At 45.2% G+C, this 4,136-nt stretch carries 5 protein-coding genes; 3 read left to right on the top strand and 2 right to left on the bottom strand.

Annotated features, from left to right (window positions below; genetic code table 11):
• Nucleotides 1-396, top strand: a 396-nt coding sequence (locus H8876_RS10005) for a hypothetical protein (protein WP_249287631.1), incomplete at its 5' end; no start/stop codon positions are given.
• A 204-nt stretch (nucleotides 397-600) separates the two neighbouring features.
• Here the strand turns inward: H8876_RS10005 and H8876_RS10000 are convergent.
• Nucleotides 601-1,182, bottom strand: coding sequence for a TetR/AcrR family transcriptional regulator (locus tag H8876_RS10000; RefSeq protein WP_249287630.1), 582 nt, complete (start codon nucleotides 1,180-1,182; stop codon nucleotides 601-603).
• 244 nt (nucleotides 1,183-1,426) lie between these two features.
• Here H8876_RS10000 and H8876_RS09995 point away from each other — a divergent pair, with 244 nt between their 5' ends.
• Nucleotides 1,427-2,941: a sodium/proline symporter gene (locus H8876_RS09995; protein WP_249287629.1), complete on the top strand. Its 1,515-nt coding sequence runs from the start codon at nucleotides 1,427-1,429 to the stop codon at nucleotides 2,939-2,941.
• Nucleotides 2,942-3,041: 100 nt separating this feature from the next.
• Here H8876_RS09995 and H8876_RS09990 read toward each other — a convergent pair whose 3' ends face one another.
• The gene (locus H8876_RS09990; protein WP_249287628.1) at nucleotides 3,042-3,752 is read right to left on the bottom strand and encodes a 3-keto-5-aminohexanoate cleavage protein; all 711 of its coding nucleotides are present in this window, start codon (nucleotides 3,750-3,752) and stop codon (nucleotides 3,042-3,044) included.
• A gap of 132 nt (nucleotides 3,753-3,884) precedes the next feature.
• On the opposite strand from H8876_RS09990, the gene H8876_RS09985 reads away from it, so the two are divergent.
• Nucleotides 3,885-4,136, top strand: a 252-nt coding sequence (locus H8876_RS09985; RefSeq protein WP_249287627.1) for a winged helix-turn-helix transcriptional regulator, incomplete at its 3' end; no start/stop codon positions are given.

The following is a 4,136-nucleotide window of genomic DNA, read 5'->3' as shown; positions in this document are numbered from 1 at the left end:
GCATTAGTTGCCTCCTTTTCTCTGTTGGATATTTGTTTCGCAGCTTTATTCTACAGGATTCTGGCTTCTAATGCTTTCTTTTCATTAAAAAAGATGACTCGCTATCTGCGAGCCACCCCCAACATATTTTTTAGAACCTTTTTAATGGTGAGATGTCCGGGAAATCATGAATTCCCAGATCACGAAAAAAACGGCCTTGATTTGGATTTTTTACTGCTTATGAGCTGTGCCTTCCTTTATGAATTCCCATTTTTCAAAATAAAACAGCAAGCCGGGAACTACTTCACGAGATATTTACAGTGCAGAGAAAAACAGTTCCCAGATAAACAGTTTTTATATCTTTTAAGGAATCATAACGAGTGCTGCCCATGGATTTTGAAACCTTTACAGTATTGAACTTCCCATATAACTTTGAAAAAATCAAATCTGGGAATTCATGACGCGAGCAAACATCTGAATCAAGAGATTAATTCCCAATTAGATCAGATAATTTTCGATCTGGGAATTCATAGTGGAGATAAGACCGTCATGTATGCACATTTACCGTCTTACTGCTTTTATTACCGCACTGTCTCATCGCTTCGCCGACCTAAACACATTTTACCGGCACAGTCCTTCTAGAAACAGCGGCATGATCGTTTGCGCATGCTGACACAGTGAGTAGTTTCCGCCGGAAATGCACCACTCATACATGAGCCCCCGCTCGAACATGGCATAAGCACGGGTGATATCGTTGATGGAAAGGTTTTCTTTGAAAAGGCCTTGTTCCTTTCCTTCGATGGTGATCTGGCGCAGTAATTTATAGTAGGTACGGTTGGTGTTGAGCAGATGACGCTCGCCGTTGGTGGTCAACTGGGTCGCAAACAGGCGGCTCAAAAGCTCGACAGAAACTGTGTTTTCGATCATCAGAAACAGCTCCTGGTTTATGTATTTCAGTTTCTCGATAGGAGAGAGCGCTGGATCCATGGTCTTTTCCAGTTCTACATATTTATCATCAAAGAGATAGGAAAGGGAAGAAAGCAGTGCATCCTTTCCTTCAAAATAGTGATAGAAGGATCCGCGTGATGTGCCGGATGCCTCTACGATCTCTTCTATGGTGGTGTTGTCATAGCCCTGCTGGTAGAACAGCTTCCATGCGGCAGAGACGATTTTTCCCTTAGTATTTCTGGCGTTTTTCTTCATAAGTATATAAAGTTCTCCTAAAGTTTTAAATTTTATTTTTGATATCCAATAATGACCAGAATACATTCTAGTATAAAAACCATGAAATTTCAAGAAAATATTCGAATTCATCACACTTTTATTCATAAGTATATCCAAACTATATTCTGTGTTTCGTTCTAGTTTTGATTGTGCTATACTAGGTGGGCAATTTTGAATCGAGTAATTATAATCAATACACAACAATAAAGGAGATTTGACGAACATGAATGGAGAAATATTTGCTTTTATCGTATACTTTGTTGCGATAGTAGGCGTAGGAATTTACTTTTTCTTTAAAGAGAAAGGAGACGCCACACAGGCCAACTTCTTCCTGGGCGGAAGACAGATGGGTCCGTGGGTGGCTGCAATGTCTGCGCAGGCATCGGACATGTCAGCCTGGTTGTTAATGGGTCTTCCGGGAAGTATTCTGGCGTTTGGATTCGGTCAGATGTGGATCGGTATCGGACTGGCTCTGGGAACTGCAGCCAACTGGATCTTCGTTGCCAAGAGATTGAGGAAATTCTCCAGTGCGGCTGGAGATGCTATCACAGTACCGCAGTATCTGGGCAATAGATTCCTGTCGAAAAGCAATGCGCTGCAGGTGATTTGCGCAATCATTTTCTTTGTGTGCTTTACAATATACGTAGCATCTGCATATGTGGCGGGAGCATCTGTATTTACGGCTATCTTCCCGTCACTGAGCTCGCATGCGGCCATGATCATCTTCGCGCTGGCAATGTTGCTGATCACATTCTTTGGAGGATTCAAAGCAGTCTGCTGGACCGATTTTTTCCAGGGTATACTGATGTTTGCCGCGCTGATGACAGTGCCGATCGTGATCGCCATCACGAAAGATATGGATCCTGCAGCGCTTTCTGTAGTTTACAGCTACAAAGATGCAGTTAGCGGAGAAATGGTGGAATGCTCTTTCGGTACCGGTTTGTTTGACGCTTCCTGGCAGGATATCATTTCAGGTCTTGCGTGGGGACTTGGTTACTTCGGAATGCCGCATATCCTGGTAAGATTCATGTCCATCGAAAAACCGTCCATGGTGAAAAAAAGTGCGACGGTAGCGATTATCTGGGTCATCTGTGCATTGGGATGTGCCTGCCTGATCGCATACTTCGGAAGAATGTTCCTGGCAGAAGAACTGCTGACAGCCGGCGCGCAGAAGATGGTATTTATTGACTTTGCGAGAAAACTGTTCCCGAGCTTCATCGCAGGTATTCTCATGGCGGCCATCATTGCGGCGTCCATGTCTACGGCGGACTCGCAGCTGCTGGTGGCATCCAGTTCATTTACGTCGGATATATACAAGCCGATCATTCGTAAAGACGCCGATGAAAAGGAGATCCTTTGGGTAGGGAGGATCATTGTAGTGATCGTAGCTGTGATCGCATTTTTCATCGCATCCAGCAAAGGCTCCGGCGCGCAGGCCATCATGAACCTGGTAGAAAATGCGTGGGCCGGATTTGGCTCTTCCTTTGGCCCGGTGATCCTGCTGTCTCTGTTCTGGAGAAGATTTACATATAAAGGTGCCATCGGCGGTGTGCTCGGCGGCATCATCGTGGATATCCTGTGGTTCAATTTCCTGTCAGGGTCCACCGGTATTTATGAGTTGTTCCCTGGCTTTATCGCAGGTCTGATCTGTGCAGTCGTTGTAACGCTGCTGGACAAGAAGCCTGCAAAGGAAGTTACGGATCTGTTTGATAGAGCAGTGAGTGAAGAAGACGAATAAACAACGAGGATTACTGCAAAGTACCCCACAGCGATCGCTGTGGGGTATTGCTGTTTTTTGAGTTTTTGCAAAGCCTCTTGCGGGTGTGGTTTTGTATCGGTCAGATTTCCAAAGCGTGGCGATACAGGGCGACGTTGCTGGTCAATTCCTGACCATGTTCATCGCAGGAGATGTCCTCCATGCCGATGCGCCAGTTGAGATGAAAGGCCTTCGCGTATTGAATCACGTCCCAGGTGTAGATGTCCTCTCCGTGGATCACGTATTCCAGCTGTGGATAGCGATCGTGGAGATACTGATAGATTTGAACGGCTTTATCCACAGTGCGCTGACCGTCCTTCTCGCCACTGACTTCCACCAGGACGCGGAAGGTGGAATCGGCGTATCCCTGCTTTTCAAAGACTAAAGCGTCATCGATTGTAAAACAGCTGTATTCGACAGGTACTTTTTTCTCGATGAGAAGCTGAGCCAGTTCATTACTTCCCTCTTCCGGTATGTTGAGAGAAATATAGTCCGGCTTCCATGTCCAGGCGCTGATTTCCTCCATGCGCTTTTCATGGGTGCGCCCGAACAATAAAGGAGACCCGATACCGATGCGACAACCTGGACAGGCGATCTTTAGAGCTTCCCACTGTGGCTGGACGTATTTCTGCAGTAGCGTATCCTGCCCCTCAGGATCTCTAAAGTGAATGTGAAAATCATGGAGTCCATGTGCCTGAAACCAGTCGATTTCTTTCTTATATTCTTCGAAAGAGGTTGGAAGATTTGGGTTTTCTGTTTTTGGTTTGCCGCCGTTAAGCGCAATTTTGATCATAATGTTCTCCTTTTCTTTTCTTGACGAAATCCGATTTGATGATACAATTATAACAAGATGACAGGTAAACGGAAGTGCCCACAATTTTGTAAGTTGCTTACCGGAAGGAAAGTGTAAAAAGGAGGCTATGCCATGCTGAACAGTCCAAATGATCCAATCAAACGTGGTGACTTTGAAGAAACTGGATTCTGCTATACATTGTCGCTGATTTCCGGCAAGTATAAGATGATCATTTTGTACTGCCTGAAAGAATATGAAGCTGTTCGTTTTAACGAATTGAAACGGTATTTAAAGACTGTATCCGACAAGGTACTGAGTGCATCTCTGAAAGAGCTGGAACAGGATGGTCTGGTGCTGAGGAACGAGTATCCGCAGGTGCCGCCT

Source organism: Lentihominibacter faecis (assembly GCF_014306095.1).
Classification (GTDB): Bacteria; Bacillota; Clostridia; order Peptostreptococcales; family Anaerovoracaceae; genus Lentihominibacter; species Lentihominibacter faecis.
This window is presented reverse-complemented; position numbering and strand designations above follow the sequence as displayed.